17 protein-coding genes are annotated in these 21,527 nt (G+C 45.8%); 3 read left to right on the top strand and 14 right to left on the bottom strand.

The genetic code is table 11. The features are described from left to right. Positions 1–213: 213 nt before the first annotated feature. Positions 214–1,443 (top strand): quaternary amine ABC transporter ATP-binding protein, encoded by a 1,230-nt coding sequence (locus AB4Z30_RS11685; protein ID WP_434752461.1) that lies wholly within the window; start codon positions 214–216, stop codon positions 1,441–1,443. Further along, positions 1,409–4,009 (top strand): glycine betaine ABC transporter substrate-binding protein, encoded by a 2,601-nt coding sequence (locus AB4Z30_RS11680; protein ID WP_441926398.1) that lies wholly within the window; start codon positions 1,409–1,411, stop codon positions 4,007–4,009. The genes AB4Z30_RS11685 and AB4Z30_RS11680 overlap by 35 nt, the downstream gene beginning before the upstream one ends. 216 nt (positions 4,010–4,225) lie before the next feature. Here AB4Z30_RS11680 and AB4Z30_RS11675 read toward each other — a convergent pair whose 3' ends face one another. The 12 genes from AB4Z30_RS11675 to AB4Z30_RS11620 form a co-directional block, all read right to left on the bottom strand. Further along, positions 4,226–5,197: an ABC transporter substrate-binding protein gene (locus tag AB4Z30_RS11675; RefSeq protein ID WP_441926395.1), complete on the bottom strand. Its 972-nt coding sequence runs from the start codon at positions 5,195–5,197 to the stop codon at positions 4,226–4,228. Between the two features lie 308 nt (positions 5,198–5,505). Next, positions 5,506–6,864, bottom strand: a complete 1,359-nt coding sequence (locus tag AB4Z30_RS11670; RefSeq protein ID WP_441926393.1) for an ABC transporter substrate-binding protein — start codon at positions 6,862–6,864, stop codon at positions 5,506–5,508. A 329-nt stretch (positions 6,865–7,193) separates the two neighbouring features. Continuing rightward, complete coding sequence (locus tag AB4Z30_RS11665; protein ID WP_441926391.1) at positions 7,194–8,015, bottom strand: carbohydrate ABC transporter permease; 822 nt, start codon at positions 8,013–8,015, stop codon at positions 7,194–7,196. Next, positions 8,012–8,977 (bottom strand): carbohydrate ABC transporter permease, encoded by a 966-nt coding sequence (locus AB4Z30_RS11660; RefSeq protein ID WP_441926389.1) that lies wholly within the window; start codon positions 8,975–8,977, stop codon positions 8,012–8,014. The genes AB4Z30_RS11665 and AB4Z30_RS11660 overlap by 4 nt, the downstream gene beginning before the upstream one ends. A 379-nt stretch (positions 8,978–9,356) precedes the next feature. Then, on the bottom strand, positions 9,357–11,174 hold the full coding sequence (locus AB4Z30_RS11655) for an APC family permease (protein ID WP_441926387.1): 1,818 nt from the start codon (positions 11,172–11,174) through the stop codon (positions 9,357–9,359). A 339-nt stretch (positions 11,175–11,513) separates the two neighbouring features. After that, positions 11,514–12,365 (bottom strand): rhamnulose-1-phosphate aldolase, encoded by an 852-nt coding sequence (gene rhaD / locus AB4Z30_RS11650; RefSeq protein ID WP_441926385.1) that lies wholly within the window; start codon positions 12,363–12,365, stop codon positions 11,514–11,516. 437 nt (positions 12,366–12,802) lie between these two features. Beyond that, positions 12,803–13,342: a GNAT family N-acetyltransferase gene (locus tag AB4Z30_RS11645; protein WP_441926383.1), complete on the bottom strand. Its 540-nt coding sequence runs from the start codon at positions 13,340–13,342 to the stop codon at positions 12,803–12,805. Positions 13,343–13,427: 85 nt separating this feature from the next. Then, positions 13,428–14,117, bottom strand: coding sequence for a hypothetical protein (locus tag AB4Z30_RS11640; RefSeq protein ID WP_441926381.1), 690 nt, complete (start codon positions 14,115–14,117; stop codon positions 13,428–13,430). A gap of 154 nt (positions 14,118–14,271) precedes the next feature. After that, positions 14,272–14,553 carry a hypothetical protein gene (locus AB4Z30_RS11635; protein ID WP_441926379.1) on the bottom strand — a complete coding sequence of 94 codons (282 nt, stop codon included), beginning with the start codon at positions 14,551–14,553 and terminating at the stop codon, positions 14,272–14,274. A 184-nt stretch (positions 14,554–14,737) separates the two neighbouring features. Then, the gene (locus AB4Z30_RS11630; protein WP_441926377.1) at positions 14,738–15,226 is read right to left on the bottom strand and encodes a DinB family protein; all 489 of its coding nucleotides are present in this window, start codon (positions 15,224–15,226) and stop codon (positions 14,738–14,740) included. Between the two features lie 25 nt (positions 15,227–15,251). Continuing rightward, a complete protein-coding gene (locus tag AB4Z30_RS11625) occupies positions 15,252–16,214 on the bottom strand; it encodes a DUF6597 domain-containing transcriptional factor (RefSeq protein WP_441926375.1) in 963 nt (320 codons plus the stop codon). 310 nt (positions 16,215–16,524) lie between these two features. Then, positions 16,525–17,373 carry an AraC family ligand binding domain-containing protein gene (locus tag AB4Z30_RS11620; protein ID WP_441926373.1) on the bottom strand — a complete coding sequence of 283 codons (849 nt, stop codon included), beginning with the start codon at positions 17,371–17,373 and terminating at the stop codon, positions 16,525–16,527. Positions 17,374–17,489: 116 nt separating this feature from the next. Between AB4Z30_RS11620 and AB4Z30_RS11615 the strand changes: the two genes are divergently transcribed. Continuing rightward, positions 17,490–20,630 carry a glycoside hydrolase family 2 TIM barrel-domain containing protein gene (locus AB4Z30_RS11615; RefSeq protein WP_441926371.1) on the top strand — a complete coding sequence of 1,047 codons (3,141 nt, stop codon included), beginning with the start codon at positions 17,490–17,492 and terminating at the stop codon, positions 20,628–20,630. Between the two features lie 108 nt (positions 20,631–20,738). Here the strand turns inward: AB4Z30_RS11615 and AB4Z30_RS11610 are convergent, their stop codons facing one another. Next, complete coding sequence (locus AB4Z30_RS11610; protein WP_441926369.1) at positions 20,739–21,089, bottom strand: hypothetical protein; 351 nt, start codon at positions 21,087–21,089, stop codon at positions 20,739–20,741. Positions 21,090–21,158: 69 nt separating this feature from the next. After that, on the bottom strand, positions 21,159–21,395 hold the full coding sequence (locus tag AB4Z30_RS11605; protein ID WP_441926367.1) for a hypothetical protein: 237 nt from the start codon (positions 21,393–21,395) through the stop codon (positions 21,159–21,161). Positions 21,396–21,527: the final 132 nt, after the last annotated feature.

The raw sequence follows: 21,527 nt of genomic DNA, 5'->3' as shown, positions 1-21,527 counted from the left end.
AGGAAAACTTTGTACAGTTTTTACTGTATAAACATTATGTACTGTTTATTCAGTTGCTATACTGGTTAACTATTGTTAGAATACAAACCGTTACCCAGAAAGACGGGAAGCGAAGCAAGAACTACCGGATTTCGTGGCTGGGCGCACAAGTGTATGGGCTTGTGGCTGCTGAAAGCCGTTCGAAGTGCACAACACATCAGAAGGGGTGAAAACATGACCATACTTGAAGTGAAAAACGTAAGTAAACTGTTTGGCCCCCAAACCGAGCAAGGTCTGGAATTACTGGAGCAAGGTTGGGGCAAAGAAAAGTTGGCCAAAGAAAAACAGATAACGGTTGGTGTCAATCGGGTCAACATGGAAATCAAAGAAGGTGAAATCTTCGTTATTATGGGCCTGTCCGGTAGTGGTAAGTCCACACTGGTTCGGATGTTCAATCGTCTGATTGAACCAACATCCGGAGAAATTCTGGTTCATGGCAAAGATTTGAGAAAAATGAACAAAGAACAATTACGAGAAGTACGCCGGAAAACAATCAGCATGGTATTCCAGAAATTTGCTTTGTTTCCGCACCGGACTGTTCTTGATAATGTGGAATATGGTTTGGAAATTCAAAAGGTAGATAAGGAAGTTCGCCGTGAGAAAGCCAAGACCTCACTCGAACTCGTCGGTCTCAAAGGCTGGGAAGACAAAATGCCGGATGAGCTCAGCGGCGGGATGCAACAACGTGTCGGGCTTGCCCGAGCACTTGCGAATGACCCGGAAATACTGTTGATGGACGAAGCCTTCAGTGCACTTGATCCATTGATTCGTCGGGATATGCAAGATGAGTTGATTGAGCTTCAGGATAAGATGAAAAAGACCATTATTTTCATTACCCATGACTTGGACGAAGCGCTGCGTATCGGCGATCGGATTGCTCTTATGAAAGACGGCGCCGTTGTGCAGATCGGTACACCGGAGGAAATTATGATTCAACCGGCCAACTCATACGTGGCCCGCTTCGTCGAAGACGTGGACTTGTCCAAGGTCCTCACAGCATCACACGTTATGCGCCGTCCTGAAACAATCACAACTGATCGTGGTCCTCGTGTTGCTCTCGAGTTAATGCGTGAGCGAGGCATATCGAACCTGTTTGTCATCGACCGCTCCAAAAAACTGCTGGGTGTCATTACAGCAGAAGACGCAACGCGTGCAATGCGCGAAAATAAAGTATTAAATGACATTCTGATTACAGATGGTCCGACAGTGTCGCCCGAGACCCTGATTCATGAATTGTTTGAGATTGTAAGTTCAGCCCATGTACCTCTCGCCGTTGTAAGCGAAACTGGCCGTCTGCAAGGTGTTATCGTTCGCGGTGCCCTGCTCGGTGCACTAAGCGGTGAAGTTGCAGAAAAGGAGGAAGCTCTGAATGATACCCAAAATACCACTAGCATCGTGGATTGAATCCATCGTTGACTGGATGAGCTCCTCGCTCTCCGGATTGTTTAAAGTAATCTCTGTCGTTATTCAGGAAGTGGTTGGATTTTTCTCGGGGCTGTTTATGTTGCCTCATCCGCTCCTGTTCATTGCTATATTAGGTGTACTGGCCTTTCTGCTAGGTAGGCTGCCACTAACCTTGTTTACAGTTATCGGATTCCTGCTCGTGGATAACCTGGGCTACTGGTCCCAATCGATGGACACGCTCGGTCTCGTTATTACGTCAGGATTGATCTCAATACTGCTCGGTGTGCCTGTCGGTATCTGGCTGGCTTACAGCAAAACAGCTGCGCGAATTATCACACCGCTGCTGGACTTCATGCAGACGATGCCTGCATTCGTTTATCTGCTGCCAGCCGTTACATTCTTCAGTCTAGGTGTTGTTCCGGGCGTTATTGCATCGGTGATCTTCGCCATTCCACCTACCATTCGTCTGACCCACCTGGGAATTAGACAGGTTTCAAGCGAACTGGTGGAGGCAGCAGACGCGTTTGGATCAACTTCTGCTCAGAAGTTGTTTAAGGTACAGCTTCCACTCGCCTTGCCTACCGTGATGTCAGGTATTAACCAGACAATCATGCTGTCCCTTTCCATGGTTGTTATTGCATCCATGATTGGTGCACAAGGTATTGGTGCAGAAGTATATCGTGCTGTAACTCAGCTACAGATTGGTAAAGGATTTGAAGCTGGTCTTGCCGTCGTTGTACTCGCGATTGTACTTGACCGTTTTACACAAAATCTGTTTATGCCTGGCCGCAAGAGGACTTCACGTCTCTCCACCAAACAAAAGGCATGGATCGCTGCGGCAGCAACACTCGTTGTACTGGTCGCAGGATTCTCACAATACTTCACAGGCAGTACTACATCTGCTGGTAACAACAACGGTACAGCTAATGCTATAGGCAAAGAAGTTAACTATCAGATTATTGGTATCGATCCAGGTGCCGGTATTATGAAGTCCGCAGCCAAAGCAATTGAAGATTACAAATTGTCTGACTGGAATCTGATTGAAGGCTCGGGTGCTGCAATGACTGCCACACTCGACAAAGCTATAAAAAACAAACAACCTATTATCATAACTGGCTGGACACCTCACTGGATGTTCAACAAGTACGAGCTTAAATATTTGGAAGATCCGAAAAAATCTTTCGGTGATGCCGAAGAAATCCATACCATTGCTCGCAAAGGTCTGAAAGAAGATCACCCGGTTGCTTACGAATTCCTGAAGCGCTTTAAATGGACTTCCGATGAGATGGGTGAGATGATGATTGCCATTCAGGGTGGTCAATCCCCTGAAGAAGCTGCTAAAGACTATGCTGAAAAACATGCAGATCAGATTGATGAATGGACGAAAGGTCTGACACCGGTGGGCGGTGATGCGTTCAAACTGAGCTATGTCGCATGGGATTCTGAGATTGCCAGCACCAATTTGCTGAAATATGTCATGGAGAACAAACTCGGATATAAAGTCAACGCACTTCAAGTTGAAGCCGGACCAATGTGGACGGGCGTCGCCTCAGGTGACGTAGATGCTTCTCCTGCGGCCTGGTTGCCACTGACACATGCTGACTACTGGGAACGTTATAAAGATCAGGTTGAGGACCTTGGAGCCAATATGACAGGTGTACGCACTGGTCTGGTTGTTCCTAAATACATGACAGACGTCAACTCGATTGAAGATTTGGAAACCGGTGCTTCAACTTCTACTTCATCCTCTGAGTCTGCGGCAAATGCCAACGTCGGAGATGAAGTCAACCATCGGATTATCGGTATTGATCCAGGTGCCGGTATTATGAAATCTACCGCCAGTGCCATTGAAAAGTATGGCCTGACCAACTGGAATCTGGTAGAAGGGTCCGGTGCAGCCATGACGGCTACGCTGGACAAAGCGTACAAGAATAAAGAACCGCTTATCATCACAGGCTGGACTCCTCATTGGATGTTTAACAAATATGATCTGAAGTATTTGGAAGATCCTGATAAAGTCTATGGAGATGCCGAAGAAATTCATACGATCGCTCGTAAAGGTCTGAAAGAAGATCACCCGGTCGCTTATGAATTCCTGAAGCGCTTCAAGTGGAATTCCGATGAAATGGGCGAAATGATGATTGCCATTCAAGGAGGTACATCACCTGAACAGGCTGCTAAAGACTATGCAGAGAAACACAAGGATCAGATTGATGAATGGACAAAAGGTCTGACACCGGTGGACGGTGACGCGTTCAAACTGGGCTATGTTGCTTGGGATTCCGAGATTGCAAGTACAAACCTACTGAAATATGTAATGGAAAACAAACTCGGATATAAAATCAACGCATTACAAGTTGAAGCCGGACCAATGTGGACGGGTGTTGCATCAGGCGACGTGGATGCATCTCCGGCTGCATGGCTTCCTCTGACACATGCTGATTATTGGACTAAATACAAGGATCAATTGGATGACCTTGGTGCCAATATGACAGGTGTAAAAACGGGGCTTGTTGTTCCAGCCTATATGGATGTCAAATCCATCGCAGACTTAAAGGATAAATAAATCACTTCTTGTTCAATCATTCTTTGATGTAAGTTGATTTTGTTCTTATAACGTTGTTTTTTAATAAAAACCGCTTATCTCGAATGTACGAGATAGGCGGTTTTCGTTTCACTAAAAAAGAGGCGAAAAGGCTGTTGTGCCTTCTTCGTCTCTTCTCTTATGTCATTTCTATTATGAAAATTTCACTTGGAATCCCTTTAGGTGTTAATCCCTTGATTATTTCCCTGTGCCAAGAAATCCTTCTTTGAAAATATTCAATACATAGTCTAACGTAATCGGGTCACTGTATGTCACCGCTTTGGTATCCAACTCGATAACCTGTTTGTTCTGTACGGCCGGAATTTTACTCCAGATTCCCGATTTCATAATCTCATTATCCCGGGTCATGTCTCTGCTGAGCACGATGAAGTCACCCATGTACTCCGGAAGAACTTCAAGTGACAAGGAGTGATAACCTTCTTTTAACGTATCATTCTTCACTTTTTCCGGCATATTCAGCTTCATCGCTTGGTACAGCGCTTCTGTTCCGCGTGCCCAGTGATCTCCCATGGCGAAAACTTCTTTATCAGCAATTTCTATCGTGGACACTGTTACATTATCACCATATTTGGCTTTGATCTCATTGCCAATCGCACCAGCTCTTTTGGTGAAATCATCCATCCATGCTTGTGCTTCAGACTCTTTGTTCAGCACTTTGCCAATCTCCAGCTGCTGTTGCAGATAATCGAGTTTACCCCATGTGTATACGATGGTTGGAGCAATTTTGGAAAGTTGTTCGAGATTTTTCATATGTGAACCTGCAATGATCAAGTCTGGGTTCAGAGCAGAGACACTCTCCGGATCCTCTTCACTTACAATCACTACATCTTTTAATTTATCCTTGAACAGCGGATTTTCTGCCGTCCATTTATCCACGCCCACTGGCGTTACATCCATAGAAAGGATATTGGGACCGTTCGTGAGAGCAACAATACGTTGCGGTTTGGCAGGAATCTCAACTGGCCCTGTTTCGGATTGATACGTTATGGTATCCGAAGTATTCGCTGCTTCACTGCTTGTCCCTTCTGTTGCAGATGCCTCTTGTTTTCCGTTGTCTGATGCACCGTTTGATGCCCCGTTACCACATGCGCTGGCAATCATCGTAAATAACATCAGCACGATGAACGGTAGAATCCATTGCTTTTTCATCTGTATAGTCTCTCCTAATCGTTAATGATAATCATTATCAATTTAATGAACGTGTTGATTATATGATATGAATCTATAGCATGTCAATCATTTATCTTTATTCTTTCGACAACAAAACAGCTTGCAGAACGATCTCTGCAAGCTGAATCATCACAATGATATATTAACTCCATACTCGTACAATCCACACGGCTACCGCAATCTATTCGCTATAAATAGAAGATCCATCCTATCAAGCCCCTGCTCTTAGTACTCTCACCAGTTAACAGCGTCATCACATCTGGTAGGATATTTTCTCCGTACTGTGGTTACTTCTTCACCGTGCTGTTGTACTGATTGATTTTTTCCGAAATCTGTTTTGCAGCTGCATCGAGTGCCTCTTGTGACGATCCTTGTCCATTCAGCACCGTTTCAATCGCTCCTTCGACAATTTGTCTCGCTTCTGGAAAAACACCCATAACTGCGCCGGATGTTGCTGTCGAATCGGCTGAAGCGTGTAATTGGTCGACTGCTGTCTGGAACTGCGGATATTTCGTCATATTATCCTTTAATACTTGCTGATCGTAGGCTGCTGTCGTAATTGGGAAGTATCCGGTCGCAACACTCCAATTGGCTTGTACTTCAGGTGTAGCCAAGTATTTGATGAATTCCCACGTGGCCTGCTGCTGGGCTTCCGACTTGTTATTCATAATGTACAAGCTTGCGCCACCAACCACGACGCCACCTTCTTTGGCATCCGCCGGACGAGGTAGGAAACCTGTCCCCAGTTCAAACTTGCCGCCTGAACCCTCAACAATTTTGCGTAGTCCTGCCGTGGAATCCAGTGTCATCCCAAGCTGCTGTGCCGTAAATGCTGCGGTGGTATCGTCTGTGTTACGTCCCAAGTTGGCGAGGGTTTTCTCGTCAATCATCTTTTTCCACCACGTTAACGTCTTCACACCTGCCTCAGAGTTCAGTAAAGATTCAGTGGCCGCGCCACTTCTTCCGTTTCCATTGTTTACATAATCTGCATTCTGGTTTGCAAAAAATTGTTCCATGAACCAGCCATAAATCGCCATCGATGCTCCTGGTTTACCGTCTTTGGATAGAGCCTTGGCCGCTTGCTCAAACTCTTCATACGTCTTTGGCGGATTCTCCGGGTCTAGTCCGGCAGCCTTGAACATGTCCTTGTTGTAATACAAAATCGGGTTCGACGTATTAAACGGCATCGCGTTTAATTTGCCATCAATCGTGTAATAACGAATGATGTTCGGCTCAAGTTGGGACAGATCAAACTTGTCCTTGTCAATGAACTGCTGTACTGGAGTAATCATGCCCGAGTCGATCATGAACTTGCTGCCAATCTCGTAGACCTGAATCAAATCTGGCCCACTGTCTGAACCCATGGATGCTTTGAGCTTATTCAGACTTTCATCATATTTCCCCTGGTAGATTGCTTTGACCTGAATTTCGGGATGGCTTGCATTAAAATCAGACGCGAGTTGGTTGATCGCCTTTTCTCCTGCACCAGACATTGAATGCCACCAAGTCAATTGGGTCGTTTCAGCCGTAGCCGCATCAGCCTGTGCCCCACTCGCCGGGCTGCTTGTTTCTGTTTTCGTACCACAAGCCGAAATGACCAACATCAGCGCTGCTAGCATTAGTGCAAAGGTTCCTCTTCTTTTCATGTCGCTCTCCTTTTAGATGGCTCGCGTTAAAAAAACATTTGTTGAGACTGCACGTTGTAGCCGTTCCGGTTACGAATCGTTCTTTCGATTGCTGTTATCCCCAGATTTCTTGAATATTCCTATACTTAGGGAGAAATCCGGGGATAAAGGCAAACGCTTCGCTTCTACAGAATCGATTTCGTCCCCTCCACTACTAACGTGTGTGTTATCTCACAAAACCTTTTATAAAAGGCGAGCCTCATTTTATTCGCTCCTGGCAGTTCATGCTTAACCTGCACAGTGATACAGGTTTAATGTAGCAACTATTGTTTCAATCGTTAAACCGTCCTTTATCCCTTAAGCGCTCCGGCTGCCATACCTCGCACTAGCTGTTTTAAACCAAAGATCAACAGAAGCAAAGATGGCAGAATTACCATCGCTGTTCCGGCAAACACCAGATTCCACGCCGTCGATTCCTGGAACTCCAACATGGAGATTCCGATTTGAGCCGTTCTCATCTCGGGTGTGTTCGTCACAAGCAGCGGCCAGAGATAAGAGTTGTACATGCTAAGGAACGAATAGATCGCCAGTGTGCCAAGTGCCGGACGGGACAAAGGCAATACATGTGAGATGAAATAACGAATATGTCCACAGCCGTCTATTTTCGCTGCTTCGAACAATTCCTTCGGTAACTGCATGAAGAACTGTCTGAGTAGGAAGGTACCAAATGCAGTTGCGAGAAACGGTACCGTTAACCCCTGATAACTATCCAGCCAGCCCCAACTGCGAATCGTCAGATAGTTGGGAATCATCGTCACTTCCCACGGAATCATCATGGTGGCCACAAACATACTGAAGATGACGTTTTTACCTTTGAACTGCATTTTGGCAAAAGCATACGCAGCCATACTGGCTGTAATCAATTGACCAACCGTGGTCAAACCGGCCACCAGAAAGGTATTCCCGATGAATCGTCCGATCGGCACAATATCAAACACCTCGTCGAAGTTGGACAAATCAATCGCCGTCGGGATAATGTGAGGTGGATATGCACTTGCATCCTCAGGGGTCATCACGGCCATAAAGAAGGTGTACATCACCGGATATAACACTAGTGCGGCACAGACGGTCAGTAGTATGTAGAGCAGCGTTGGGGTCCATTTTGCACTCATTGGTAATGCACTTTCCTTTCTACCCATTTGAACTGAAACAGGGTCAGCAGCATAATGACCGCAAACAGAATTAATGCCTGTGCACTGCCTGTGCCGAAGCGGAAGTTCACGAAAGCTTCCTGATAGATGGAATACACAAACACATTCGTGCTGTCCATCGGGCCGCCCCGAGTCAGAATGTTGATCTGTCCGAAGGATTGGAATGCACCAATGATGGATACCACCGTCACAAAAAACAAGGTTGGTGATAACAGAGGCATTGAAATTTTGCGAAACGTCAGTAATGGTCCTGCTCCATCCATCTTGGCACTTTCGTAGATCTCATCCGGAATTCCCTGTAAGCCGCTGGATAGAATGATGTAGTTAAAACCAAGATTCATCCAGATCGTCATAATGGAGATCGAAATCAAGGCCCAATCCGGGCTGGTTAACCATGGGATCGGGTCAATGCCTACTTTGCCAACCAGGTAATTCAGCATGCCCAGCGTTGGATGGAAGAGAAACTTCCAGATGACCGCAGACGAACCCACCGATAATACGACAGGCAGCGAGAACACAAATTGAAACACCCGCATGCCCTTAAAGCGGTTATGGGTCAGAGCGGCCAAAATCAGAGCAACCAGCATACCCGTCGGTACAGTAAACAGAACAAACAATAACGTCACTTTCATGCCTTGCATAAATAGACCTGACTGGAACACCGCTTTGAAATTGTCCAGCCCTACATAAGCTGCAATCTGTCCGGTAGGATCAGTAGAATGCAGACTCAGATACACCGACTTGAACATCGGATAAAACAGAAACACGGCGAACAACAACAGCGATGGTGCCAGAAAACCATAGGCCAGCAGGTTCTCCCTCAGCCGTTGCAACCGTAGTGAAGCAGTCCGACGATTGCGTGTACTTGAGGTTATACGCCGTTTGATGGCAGGCAAGCTGATCTGGTTGTCAAGATCACTCATCTGAAGTTTTTCCTCCTTGATTGTACTTCTCGGATTGCACTGCCTAGATTACCCCTCTCGGGTCACACTCTCTGTATACAAGCTCTGAGGTGACTTAATTCAACTGAGCTCAATTGAACTCAATTGAGCTCAGCACCACGATATCTAGTCTAATTTTCCAGTGTCATTGCAAAATGGGAAATGTATTAATTTAAAGTTAATCCTCATTCAGCCGTTTTACACAATTAAACATTGAGCAGAATGTGTTTTCAGCTTTCACACATACGTAAAAAACCGCAAGGAACCTCCAATCTGGAGATCTCCCTGCGGTAATATGTGTAAATACTATATTAAAACATTAACGTTACATTGATGAACCGGATTTTACATTATTTTCCCATTAACGGTTCAGATGAAAAGGAACTGTCGTCACAATCACATCTTTATAATTAATCAGATAAGCACGAATCATGAAGCTGGTCTGATTATGAAGTACATTTTGCCACCAGTGCTTCGTAATAAATTGCGGAATCAGTATGGTGATATGATCGGTTTCGGCTGTTTTCCATTCGACGGTATCAATGAATTTCTTCAGTGGCCCCATAATACTGCGGTACCTTGATTTGATCACAACCAGACGCACACCAGGGTTCCATTCTTCCCATTTCTGCTCCATCTTGCGAATGGCCTCATCATCAAAGCCGATATACAGTGCCACCACATTATCCGACATCGTCTGGGCGTAACTGATCGTATTCATCACCACCCGGGTAATACCTGCTACGGGAATAACAATGGTATTGCCTTTCTTAGCCGGTTTATCCACCTGAATATCGATACGCAGTTCGTCTGCGATGTTGCAGTAATGGCTGCGAATGCGCATAAACACATAAACGACCAGGGGCAAGAAGATAAAGATGACCCATGTCTGCGTGAACTTGGTGAAAATAAAAATCAGGGTAATCGACAGCGTGGTCAGCATACCGATTGTATTCACCAGCAGTTTTGTTTGCCACCCTGAAGGTTTGATTTTGATCCAGCGTATCATCATGCCGAGTTGGGACAATGTGAACGGAATGAATACCCCGACTGCATAGAGTGGGATCAAGTTTCCGGTATCCCCTTTAAATCCAACCACCAGAAGTGCCGACATGACGCTTAGAAAAATAATCCCGTTGGAGAAGCCCAGGCGGTCCCCTCGCACCATAAACATATGCGGCATATATTTATCCTTCGCCATCATGAAGGACAGCAGCGGGAAAGCCGAGTATGCCGTATTTGCCGCAAGAAACAAGATCAGAGCAGTAACACCCTGGATAATAAAATACATCCATCCTCTGCCAAACGTAGCTTCGGCAATCTGGGAAATGACCGTTGCTTTCGGATCAGGTTTGATGCCGTACCCAAAGGCTAACAGCGTAATGCCGATAAACATGGCGCCAAGGATGCAGCCCATCAAGAGCAACGTCCCGGCAGCATTTTTCTCCGCAGGTTGCTTGAAGTTCGGGATGGCATTACTAACTGCCTCAACCCCGGTCAATGCGGAGCATCCAGAGCTAAACGCTTTAAGCAACAGGAAGATGCTGACATGCGACAAACTTGTTCCAAACTCCGGAGCCGCAGCATGCATGCCGCCAGCCAGAAACTTGATGCCGCCCGAAATAATGAGAATGGCAATCGAAAAGATAAACAGATAAATAGGGATCGCCAGCACGGATGCTGACTCTGTAACCCCCCGCAAGTTCATAACGGTCAGAAACACAATCATAATAAGCGCAATAATGATGCTATAGTCATGCAGAACAGGAAAAGCAGATGTAATCGCGTCCGTACCTGCGGACGAGCTTACTGCTACGGTCAGGATATAATCGACAAGCAATGAACCTCCGGCAATCAGGCTCGGTGTGGTGCCCAGGTTATCCTTGGCTACGATATATGCGCCGCCCCCTGTAGGATAAGCAAATATGGTCTGACGATACGAAAAAATTAAAATGACGAGCAATCCCAGCACGGCGATGGAAATCGGAACCGAGTACCACAAGGCGGCGAATCCGGCCGCAACCAGCACCAGCAAAATCTGTTCCGTACCGTAGGCCACGGATGATAAAGCATCGGAGGACAGGATGGCGAGTGCCTTCCATTTCCCCAATTTTTCTGCATCCAATTCAGCCGACTTCATTGGCTTGCCGATTAAGATTCTCTTCATTTTGCCAAGCATGATCATAACTTCCTTCCATCTCTCATCTGTAAGCTTTTTTTCTTCTCATCTGTAAGACAATGTATGTTCTTCAACTGTGAAGCATTGTTATTATGCAAAATCGCAGAGCCATTGACAATACGTCATTTCACCCGAAAATCGCCAGCGCGTGATAATGCATTCTACGATTCAATATTCGATAACAAAGCCATTCTTATTCGGATTTTTGAACGTTTTTGAGCTAAAACGGCGATTGTTTGCCTGAAAAAAGAAAAAGACCTTCAGTTCAGAGAACCAAAGGCCATGATAAGTATTTCATATGATCAGCTTCATATAACATAATTAACATATAGAGATTGTTTACAATGATCTTTCAATGATGCCAGGACGAGGAGTTACTCCAAATTGTTCTGCAAGTGCACGCAGCTGCTCATCCGTAATCCGCTGCCTGATATCGTGACCTGCAACAAGCATGTATACCTGTGCAGCCTTCTCGATGGTTTCAATCAAACCAAAGGCTTCATCAATGGTTGTGCCTGTTCCAAAGATGCCGTGCTGAGGCCAGATAACAGCATGATACTCCTGCATTTTCTCCGCCGTTGCGCGGCCGATTTCATTCGAACCGGGCATCATCCAAGGTATGATCCCAACGCCATCTGGAAATACCACCACACATTCGGTACACATCTGCCAAAGTGTCTTCGTGAACTTGGCCTCATCCAGCTCATGAATGAAGGTCATCGCAAGAACATGTGTCGCATGGTTGTGCATGACAACCCGGTGATTCGGGTCTCTTTTCAAACGTTCAATATGGCTCATAAAATGGGTCGGCAGTTCACTTGTCGGGTTCGCTCCGCCATTCAGTCCCCACAGTACCTCCAGCTCCTGTCCATCTGCCGATACACGAAGCACACCGAGATTACCCTCCGGGTCTGCCAGCACATTTTTGAAATATTTTCCCGATGCCGTAACGATAAAATACTGACCTGCCAGCTCTTGCACGGAAAAGGCAGGTGTAATGGTGCGAATTACCCGATGAATATCAATGTACGATGCAACCTCTTCCTCTTTCAGCAAATAGCTGACATTGCCGCCATTGCGCTCATCCCAGCCATTCTTCCACATATGCTGCGTAATCTCTGCCATCTCGCGTACAAATGGAATATCAAATCCAGCAGATTGCTGTCTTTCGGTCTGAAGGGTCACGTTCATGTTTATCCTCTCCCATGTTCAAGTTAAAATCGGGCTTTCACGATCAAAGTAAGTTCCTTTTTTCACATTTATTATACCTTTGTTTATGTTTGAAAGTCAATGATTTAGACTTGTTTTATCTTTTGTAATACTTTATTTACGTTTGTTTATCTTTGTTGCGGAATCAAAACATGATAACAAGATAGAAATAAAACAAAAAAAATACCCCGCCGTCGCCCGGCAGGGTCAGTCACACATCTATTTAACACGAGAAGGGGTTTACAAGAGTTATCTTATCCCTTTTACCTTAAAAGAAGCTGAAAGCGAAATAAATATAGCATAAAAAAACAGTGGATCATCCCGCATAATGCGAAACTCGTTCAATGACATGATATATGGTGCTGCCTCTAACTAGTTTCCAGCATATTCATTTGGATAACGCCACATGAGGGATGTATTCAGCAGGCTTCATTATTTTTTTGCAACCGATAGAATGGCTGGACCGTATCTGCTGCTTCATCCCGCCGATCCTCCATATGCTCAAATCCCAACTTAATTAAGATATGATATGCCGCTTCATTATCAGGATGATGCTCTGCAACCAGAGCCGAAACTTCTAACTTGTCAAAAGCATAGCGAACAACAGCCTGTGCTGCTTCCTGTGCATATCCTTGTCCCCAGTGATCGCGTGTCAGCAGGAAACCCAGCTCATAGGTATTCTCTTCCGGTGCATAAGGGTACAGACCACAGCAACCGACAAACACGTCAGAATCCTTTTGAAAAAGAGCCCAGTACTGAACCCCCTCCTGCTTCTCACGCTCGATTTCCTGAGTTAGCCTCGCCTCCACCTCCTCTTCACTCAGCACATCGCTGCCGCTGATCCATTTGGTCACCGCATGATCACCCCAGAGCGCAAATGCGAGTGCCTGATCCCGTTCGTCCCATGTCGTAAATACAAGTCGTTCTGTTTCCATTAATTTTGTTCGCTTACGGTTCATTCTATCAACCTCCCGAATCCGAGGCACGATCTCAAGCGTGCGGTCTATACTATTTAATTAATCGTACCGCGTTCGGGATAAACAATTATAGTTTTTTCGCAAGTTTCTCGAATTGCTGGATATAGGGTTTAATCTCTTTTTCTATACTTATGATAAAGGAACGAAACGCTTTGGGATCATACTCATCCCCGACACCAACATTTTTATGTACTTTTCCTTTTTGATACTTAAAAGAGAAGAAATCACCTTCTTTGAGCCCTTTCAAAATTTCTCCTGCCTCACCCAAAATTTGAAGTTGTATTTTTGCATCTTTATAAGCAAAGTAATATGGAGGGTCATACTCTCCCTTGCGCACATCATACCCGTCAATCCACTGATCTTTAGAAAATGTCCCTGTTTGCACTCGCGACTCCAGCATAGCTCCAGTCAGACTAATCTCGTTGACACGCAGCACTCCCTTGCCTTCTTTTCGATCGCTTTTCCAGGTTCCTTCATACTGTGTTTCTGAGATTCGGTCTGTTTCCTGCGTTATCGTCTTATAAACTCCCTGTCCTGAACGTTTGCCTTCAACCCAACTTCCATTGTAAGTTTTGGATTTCCCCCATGTCATTCTTCCTTCCCCGTGAGGTTTTCCGTTTTTGATCTCTCCGTAATATACTGCTCCATCACTGTAATTTAATGTTTGCCTTTCTGCTTGAACTAACATGGGCGCTGATAACAGCACGGTTAAACCTATACTTGCTCCTAGGATGTAACAGAATAATTTTTTAATCATCTTATCTCCCTTTCTTTTCCCTGCAGATTACACTGCTTAATATAGTAACTCATCACACCTTAGTATATTATCACTATAAATCCAAATCACACCAGAAAAAAAGACCCCTGCCGAACATGTCGGACAGAGGCCCATAAGTTTCTACCACACCGGATTACGACAAAGCAACTTCAATCGTACCGGAAGCAGCACCTCCCTGGTTCGCCAGCAAAGCGAAGACCAGCACCTGACTTGCGGTAATGCTCAAACTGCTGTTCACCGGAACAACGTAAGTGACAACTGGAGCATTTACACGAGTAATAACGAGAGATACTGGGAACGGTCCATTGTTGTTCACCGTAACACTTGCATTGGTACCGCCAGACAGGTTTTCATAGTAGGATTTACCCACACCCGCCGGCAGATTGTAGAACTGTATTGGTAAAAGGATGGCCATCAAAATCACCTCCTTTTTGCTGTGATACGGTATTCTATGTTTCAAATCTAGCAAAGTCACGGTGAATTGACCGTGGTAGAACGTACATTTATAGCTGACATGCAAGTTTAATAGACAGCTGTATATTCGTAAAAAATAAAACAACCCCACCGGAAATCGGCGGGGCTGCTTGTCCTAGAATATTTTAAGCATACAACATAAAGAAGTTCAATTCGTGTCCCTGTTGCTTGAGATAGTTGTAGAGCTGGGAGCGATGGTGGAACACATGAGTCAGCGTTTCGATCTGCCATTGCACCTGCAGATGACCATGCTCTGCATAGAAGGCTTTGGTTGAACGATTTAGAAAATCCTCTTCGCTAAGACTTGTGATATATGCTTTGTACGCCTCAAAATTACTCCATAGTGTCTTTTCCAGTTGCTCAAGATCCTGGTTGCCGGATAGACTGTTCTCGACCTGACCTACCTCAGCTTCACCTTTCTCTTGCATAATGACAAGATCGGAAGCGGTAATCTGAATAAAATGATGCACCAGCTCCACGAGTGAACGCATATTGTCCTGCGGACGATACGCCCAATCCTCATCACGAATCAGTCGAATTAACGAAGCACCTGTCCGCACGCCCGTCTCAAGCTCAGTTAATAGATGTTCTCGAATTTGCAATGTTCCATTCATTATCCATTACTCCTTTGTCAGTAGTCTATGATTCAAGTATAACGGAACGTTCTGTCCCATGATTGTACTTTTCGGACAACATCTGTTGATGCTCCTGAATAGCAATCAAGGGTGTATCTCCATAAAACTTGCGGAATTGACGGATCAGATGCGCCTGATCGTAGAAACCATGCATCTGTGCCAGTTCAGCTCCATCCGTAGCTCGACCTTTACGAATGCCATGCAACACCTCATGGAAACGAATAATTTCACTAAAACGCTTGGGACTGATGCCCACTTGTTCGGTCATTTTGCGATGTAACTGACGTTCACTGACGGCTTCATTCAGGGCAAGGTCTTGTACACTCAGCCGACCTTTTTCCTTGAAGATCCGATAGAGTACATTGCGAAGCAGATCCTGATCAGCATGATGATGAGCCCAGCTGTTGCGCAAGGTCGTTTGGCGAAGATAATGTTCCATCACCTGCACACGCTGGGCAAAATTCACCGTTTCCTCCATCTTCAGCTGCAACTCGTCCCATCGGGTTGGCCAGCAGTCTTCCAGCGGTATACGTCTGTCTGTGAACAAATCAAGTGATTGCCCGTGTAGAAAAGGCGCTCCACCTGGAAAAAAACGAACACCAAAGGTATATTCCCCCACCGGAGGCTCTGTAAACGACAATGGAAAAGCAAAAGGCTGCATGTAATTACCGCAATAGCTATACGTATACCTTGCTTGCTCCGGATTATAATCGATCAGGATGTCGGTACAGCCGTCTGGCAACACACGGGCAGAAGCCATAGACTTCAACATTAAGTCATTGACTTTCGATCCGATTGCCACCGTTCCACGTTCACCGTTATCTCTATATTTGCGGGTTCCCGACTCCCAGTAACAGGCTACATAAGGTGTAAGCACAGGCGAAGGATCGTGCTCAATATAGTATGTACGGGGATCAATTCCATTCATTTGTATCGGGCGATACAACGGGTGCAGACGAGCGTCCATTCACTTCCCTGCCTTTCCCTTTCATATCAAAATAGAGCTTCATCCGACCCCTATCGATCGGTTCCGTTATGTATCATTATGTTCATTCTTCTCTCTCATCATATCATGAGCATCATCGCTCAGGTAAAAAAAGTGCCCTGCTCGGAGGACAATCCGAGCAGGGCCAGTCACACATCTATTTAACACGAGAAGGGGTTTACAAGAATAATATTAAGCCCCCAACCTTAAGAGATACTGAAATTCAGATGAAGAACAGATCAAAAAACGAGCGAAAAACAGATAATAAATACATAGACATATATGCTCTTACTCAGCCTAAACCATGCAGTTTCCGAAATCGTTCGGGACTCATGCCCGTATGTCGTTTGAATATCGTACAGAAATAACTGGCATTTTCATACCCTACCCTGTCAGCTACTTCATAGATTCGCAGCGCCCTCTCGCTGAACATCAGCTGTTTACTGCGATTGATTCGTTCCTGGTTGACGTAAAATACAGGTCTCACATGTAAAGCTTTCTGAAACAACCGGCACAGATATTGAGGGGATACGACAGCAACGTCTGCCAACTCTTTCAGCGACAGAGGCTGATCCAAGTGCTCTTTAATGTAACGCAGCACGGGTTTCAGACGTTCCATTTCATCATTATCGTTGTCAAACACAATAAGCAAAGGCTTCAAGTCGAGAAGCAGGGCATACAGATGTTTGGAGCTATCCCGATCATCGACAGCATCCATTGTATCCCCTGTACCTTCTCCATTCACAAGCATCTGCTCCAAGCCTTGTAGCAATTCGGGTTTTCTGAGCTTATATACTCCTGAACTGGTTATTCCCGCATAGGCCAGTAGCTGACTGGCCTCCCGCCCCTGAAAGGATACCCACGCCAGCTCCCAGTGATCCGTAATAGGCCTATACTCATGCGGAATATCGGGGTAGGTGATAAACACCTCCCCTGGGCCAACGATATATTCTTCTTCACCCTCTATAATCAGCCTGCCTTGTCCCTGAATGACCTGATGAATCTGGTAATCGGGAAAGCCTTCCGGGCGTTCCGTTTCAAATTGATGTTCCCAATACCCAACGGTCGTCATATAGACGGGCAGACGTGCGGCTTCGTCTGTTTTACCAAAAAAGATTCGTGTATTCATCCGGGACACCATGCTCTCCCCCTTTAGTTTCATATTGTGATATATATGGGCAATATTCTTTATTTTCTAAGTATCTAATCAATTCTATACTGTGAATATATTATAACATGATCAAAGGAGCTGCTGTTATGAGAAAGAAACTCGTGCACACCCCTCCGGTTAACGGATATCCGGAATGGAACAACAATCCCGAGACGTTTCAGGTGAATCGTCTGCCAGCCCATGCCAATATGGTAGCGTTTCCAACAATAGAAGAAGCCTTGTCCAATGAATTCACTTCGTCCCCTTGGTACCAGACGCTAAATGGTTCATGGAAGTTCAGCTTTGCTGAAACGCCAGAACAGCGCATTACTTCTTTTTACGAAACCAGCTACGATGCCAGCAAATGGGATGACATCGCTGTCCCGTCCAACTGGCAGTTGCAGGGCTATGATTACCCTCACTATACGAACATGACTTATCCTTGGGTGGAGCGCGAGCCTGAGTTAAAACCACCTTTTGCACCAGCTACCTATAACCCGGTCGGTTCATATATTCGTACATTTACAGTTCCTGCGGACTGGAAAGATCGTCCGGTCCTGCTGCACTTTGAAGGTGTTGAATCGGCCTTCTATGTATGGGTAAATGGAGAACTTGTTGGTTACAGTGAGGATACCTTCACGCCTGCAGAATTTGATATCACGGCATACCTGACGGAAGGCGAGAACAAGCTGGCAGTCGAGGTTTACCGCTGGTGTGATGCAAGTTGGCTGGAGAATCAGGATTTCTGGCGGCTTAGCGGTATTTTCCGCGGAGTGTATCTACACTCGCCATCACCGGTTCAGATCGCTGATTTCTTCGTTCGTTCGGAGCTGGATGAGGCTTTTCAGAATGCAGAACTGCAAGTGGATGTGAAGCTCTTCAATCATAACCCGGGACAGCATGTAGACGGTTTGACGGTTCAAGCACAGCTTTATGATGCGGAGCAAAAGCTTGTTCTGAATCAACCGCTGGCGGCAGAGGTTACTTTTACTAATGAAGAAGAAGTGACGTTACATCTCTCTGCTCCGGTTGCGAACCCGCTCTTATGGAGTGCCGAAACGCCTAACCTGTACACACTTGTGCTGTCCATCCAGAATACGTCAGGCGAAACGGTAGAGGCTGTTCGTACCCGTGTGGGCTTCCGCAGGTTTGAAATCAAGGACGGCTTGATGAAAATTAACGGCAAACGCATCGTGTTCAAGGGTGTCAATCGCCATGAATTCTCTCCCGATTCAGGACGGGCCATCGGACGTGAGGATATGATTCGTGATATCGAGCTGATGAAAGCCTATAACGTTAATGCCGTTCGTACATCCCACTATCCGAACCAGACGATCTGGTACGAGCTGTGTGATGAATATGGACTGTATGTGATTGACGAGACGAATCTGGAGACACATGGTACGTGGTACTATGGGCAAAAAGAAATGAACGACGACAACATCCCAGCGAGCAAGCCCGAATGGCGCGATAATGTCATTGATCGCTGTAACTCCATGTTCCAGAGGGATAAAAACCATGCGTCCATCATCATCTGGTCACTTGGTAATGAATCGTTTGGCGGCGATAACTTTATCGCCATGTACGACTATCTGAAACAAGCCGACCCAACAAGGCTCGTTCATTATGAAGGCACGTATCACTACCGCCCTTCCGATTCGGCGAGCGATATTGAGTCCACGATGTATATCAGTCCGAATGATATCGAGCAGTACGCACGTATGAAAGGGGATAGAAAACCTTATATCATCTGTGAATACAGCCATGCGATGGGCAACTCCTGCGGCGGACTGCACCTGTACTGGGAGATGTTTGATAAATATGAGATTTTACAAGGGGCATTTATCTGGGACTGGGTGGATCAATCGATCCGAACCAAGACAGCAGACGGTGTAGAATATCTTGCCTACGGCGGAGATTTCGGCGAGTCACCTCATGACGGTAACTTCTGCGGCAACGGACTGATTTTGGCAGATAAAACGGTTACGCCTAAGCTCGAAGAAGTGAAAAAATGTTATCAGAACGTTCGCATGCAGGCGCTCAATCTGCAAACTGGGCTGATTCGCATCACGAATCATTTCCTGTTCACGGATCTGAACGAATATGCACTCGCCTGGACGTTGTCCCATAACGGAGTATCTGTGGAAAAGGGGCATTTGGACATTGCTGCGCAGCCGGGCGAATCCATTGAGGTTCATATCCCTTATACATCATCTTCCGACTTGTACACAGAAGCTGTTCTTACTGTCTCTCTGGAAACCAAGAAGGCAGTCAAATGGGCAGATGCAGGACATGAGATTGGTTGGGAGCAGTTTGTCGTATCTCCGCGTCTGCGTTCAATTCAGCAACCTGCTGCTGGAGCAAGTGATGCTCTTCAAGTGGAGGAACTACAAGATGGCGGATTGAAAGTGAATGCGGGTGAAGTTTCCATAAGCTTTAGTTCGGTTACTGGCGCACTTACTTCCTATCAGATTAACTCTCAGGAGCAATTACTAGCACCTGCTCGCGCGAACTTCTGGCGTGCGATGACCGATAACGATCTGGGTAACAAACTGAATGAACGTGCCGCTTTCTGGCGGGATGCTCACGCGACGAACAAGCTGATTCGTTTCGAACATCATACGAATGAGCAAGGCTGCCATGTGACAACAGATTATACGTGGGATGCCAGCCCGGGAAGTACGCTGTCCATCACGTATCATATCCAACCGAATGGCGAGCTTGAAATCAGTCAAACCCTCGTATCAGGTGCAGGTCTGCCTGAATTGCCTGAGTTCGGCATGTTGTTTGAATTAAAAGATAGTCTGGATACGATCTCCTGGTACGGCAGAGGTCCGCACGATAACTATATCGACCGTCTGACCAGCGCGCGCCTCGGCTATTACACCGGAGCCGTTCGTGATCAGTTCGTGCCTTACCTGAAACCGCAGGAGTGTGGTAACAAAACGGATGTACGTTTTGCGGAGATTACTTCGGCTGTAGGCGGAAATTCTGCAAATGGCAGCAGCGGTCTTCATTTTGAAGCCAATGCGCCGTTTGAAATCAATGCATTGCCATGGTCGCCTGAAGAACTGGAAGCGAACGACCACGTCTACAAATTGCCGGTAAGCTCACATACTATCGCTCGTATCAATTACGTGCAGATGGGTGTTGGCGGCGACGACAGCTGGAGTGCCCGCACGCATCCAGAGTACACACTTCAAGCCAACCGTCCGTATCACTTCACGTTTACGGTGAAACCTGTATAGAGCTTCCCCTCCATTTATTATAATTTCTTAGGTTCCACCATCGTAACAAAAACCAACAATCCCTGCTGGCATAATACTGGCAGGGATTGTTGTGTTGGAGATCGTTAACTATTCAAACGTTACACTATTACTTTTGTCATTCCAGCTAATGTTAAAGGTAACCGGATCTTTGTTATCCACTGGATTCAATGTACCGGACTCGGTAACCGGTGTTTGTTGTTCTTCAAGCGCACGTCCCTGCCGCTCAATGTTTGTTCCTTTAACATTGTAGACAAAATCTTTGACAGTACTCTCATCTCCTATGTAAACAATCCCGTATGAACCTGTTGAACGCTGCAAAGATACGTCCCAGTGCGCGCTCTTCTCATGTTTGATATCATCCGAACCACAGGCGGCCAACATAGCGAACATCAATAGAATACCTAACAACAGTGGTAACTTCATTCGTTTCACTTTCATTCTATCCCCTCCTAATTGGTATTTAACCAATATTGAAAGCGATGATAGAAACATTGAAACACTCTGCAGTTATCTCGTGTAATGATCTATATCCTCTTCCGCTGACTCGTGCACTCTTTTGTGGTATTCTTCGTGCTGGTGAACGTCATTTTTCAGCTTAGCCAAGAACCCCCAACCTGTAAAGAACATGAGTAGCACAGCAATCAACGCATAAGCAAAGCTAAATAGATTCATATAGAAATTCACAAAGATCCCGGCCAATATGAAACCCAGAATCCACAATACCCTTTTTGTACTTTTTCTCATCGCTGTCCCTCCACTCAGTTGAAATTACAAACTCTGTCTTACTCTATGTATTCTCATACATACGCTCTAAAAGAAACACGGTTGCGCCAAAAAGAAAAAAAGCTCCCTTTTCGGGAGCCTTTCCTCTATCGG

Origin of the sequence: Paenibacillus sp. 2TAF8 (genome assembly GCF_052114825.1) — a bacterium.
Taxonomy (GTDB): Bacteria; Bacillota; Bacilli; order Paenibacillales; family Paenibacillaceae; genus Paenibacillus.
Note: the sequence above shows the minus strand (reverse complement) of the source record. Positions and strands in the feature narration are given on the sequence as shown.

Excerpts from the sequence above, each read along its gene's own strand:
- AB4Z30_RS11630 (WP_441926377.1), bottom strand. The coding sequence starts at position 15,226 with ATGAATGGAACATTGCAAATTCGAGAACATCTATTAACTGAGCTTGAG.
- AB4Z30_RS11610 (WP_441926369.1), bottom strand. The coding sequence starts at position 21,089 with ATGAAAGTGAAACGAATGAAGTTACCACTGTTGTTAGGTATTCTATTG.
- AB4Z30_RS11625 (WP_441926375.1), bottom strand. The coding sequence starts at position 16,214 with ATGGACGCTCGTCTGCACCCGTTGTATCGCCCGATACAAATGAATGGA.
- AB4Z30_RS11685 (WP_434752461.1), top strand. The coding sequence starts at position 214 with ATGACCATACTTGAAGTGAAAAACGTAAGTAAACTGTTTGGCCCCCAA.
- AB4Z30_RS11665 (WP_441926391.1), bottom strand. The coding sequence starts at position 8,015 with ATGAGTGCAAAATGGACCCCAACGCTGCTCTACATACTACTGACCGTC.
- rhaD (WP_441926385.1), bottom strand. The coding sequence starts at position 12,365 with ATGAACGTGACCCTTCAGACCGAAAGACAGCAATCTGCTGGATTTGAT.
- AB4Z30_RS11680 (WP_441926398.1), top strand. The coding sequence starts at position 1,409 with ATGATACCCAAAATACCACTAGCATCGTGGATTGAATCCATCGTTGAC.
- AB4Z30_RS11635 (WP_441926379.1), bottom strand. The coding sequence starts at position 14,553 with ATGGCCATCCTTTTACCAATACAGTTCTACAATCTGCCGGCGGGTGTG.
- AB4Z30_RS11660 (WP_441926389.1), bottom strand. The coding sequence starts at position 8,977 with ATGAGTGATCTTGACAACCAGATCAGCTTGCCTGCCATCAAACGGCGT.
- AB4Z30_RS11670 (WP_441926393.1), bottom strand. The coding sequence starts at position 6,864 with ATGAAAAGAAGAGGAACCTTTGCACTAATGCTAGCAGCGCTGATGTTG.
- AB4Z30_RS11620 (WP_441926373.1), bottom strand. The coding sequence starts at position 17,373 with ATGGTGTCCCGGATGAATACACGAATCTTTTTTGGTAAAACAGACGAA.
- AB4Z30_RS11675 (WP_441926395.1), bottom strand. The coding sequence starts at position 5,197 with ATGAAAAAGCAATGGATTCTACCGTTCATCGTGCTGATGTTATTTACG.
- AB4Z30_RS11615 (WP_441926371.1), top strand. The coding sequence starts at position 17,490 with ATGAGAAAGAAACTCGTGCACACCCCTCCGGTTAACGGATATCCGGAA.
- AB4Z30_RS11640 (WP_441926381.1), bottom strand. The coding sequence starts at position 14,117 with ATGATTAAAAAATTATTCTGTTACATCCTAGGAGCAAGTATAGGTTTA.
- AB4Z30_RS11605 (WP_441926367.1), bottom strand. The coding sequence starts at position 21,395 with ATGAGAAAAAGTACAAAAAGGGTATTGTGGATTCTGGGTTTCATATTG.
- AB4Z30_RS11645 (WP_441926383.1), bottom strand. The coding sequence starts at position 13,342 with ATGAACCGTAAGCGAACAAAATTAATGGAAACAGAACGACTTGTATTT.
- AB4Z30_RS11655 (WP_441926387.1), bottom strand. The coding sequence starts at position 11,174 with ATGCTTGGCAAAATGAAGAGAATCTTAATCGGCAAGCCAATGAAGTCG.